Source organism: Mesorhizobium sp. M7A.F.Ca.CA.002.09.1.1, from assembly GCF_003998555.1.
In the GTDB taxonomy this organism is placed as follows: Bacteria; Pseudomonadota; Alphaproteobacteria; order Rhizobiales; family Rhizobiaceae; genus Mesorhizobium; species Mesorhizobium ciceri.
Genome location: NZ_RZRR01001453.1, coordinates 1 through 744 on the forward strand (window position 1 = coordinate 1; position 744 = coordinate 744).

A 744-nucleotide genomic window follows, 5' to 3' on the forward strand; every position below is an offset into this window, starting at 1 on the left:
CCATCGAGTGCCTGCGCGAGCTTGGCGCCGAGGTGGTTGCCGCGGCCTGCATCATCGACCGTTCGGCCGGCAAGACTGATGTCGGCGTGCCGCTCATCGCGCTTGCCGAGTATGAGGTCCCGGCCTATCCGGCCGACCGGCTGCCGCCGGAGCTTGCCGCCATCCCGGCGATCAAGCCCGGCAGCCGCAACATCTGACGGGGCATGCCGACATGCGTGAAGACGAATTGGAAATGATCGCCGGCATCGATCATTTCGTGCTGACGGTCGCTTCGCTGGAAGTGACCTGTGAGTTTTACCAGCGCGTGCTGGGTTTTGAGCGCATCGACGCGGCGGATCGACCGACGGCGCTGGCTTTCGGTAGCCATAAGATCAATGTGCATGAGGTCGGCCGGACTTTCGAGCCAAAGGCGAAGTCGCCGACATCAGGATCAGGTGATTTCTGCCTGATCACCGAGCGGCCACTGGATGAGGTCCGTGCGCGGCTCGCGGCCAATGGTGTGGTGGTGGAACTCGGCCCGGTTGAACGTGTCGGGGCCCGAGGTCCAATGATGTCGGTCTATTTCCGCGACCCGGACGGCAATCTGGTCGAGGTCAGCGAATACCTGCCGTAGCCGCTGGCGGCGCTGTGCCTTTCGGCGATGCGACTGCCGTTCCTTAAATTTGCCGCGATTGTCCAATGTTCGAAGCAAGACCTGCCGCCCCGAAGGGCGGCGACAAGCGCGGCGCACAAAAGGTGTTTGGT

The 744-nt window shown here is 63.0% G+C and carries 1 protein-coding gene and 1 pseudogene; both read left to right on the forward strand.

The window, feature by feature from the left end; all coding sequences use genetic code 11:
- Nucleotides 1-197: pseudogene (locus EN994_RS33940) on the forward strand (orotate phosphoribosyltransferase); the annotation flags it as partial.
- 35 nt (nt 198-232) lie between these two features.
- Nucleotides 233-613, forward strand: coding sequence for a VOC family protein (locus tag EN994_RS33945; RefSeq protein ID WP_024503070.1), 381 nt, complete (start codon nt 233-235; stop codon nt 611-613).
- Nucleotides 614-744 lie beyond the last annotated feature (131 nt).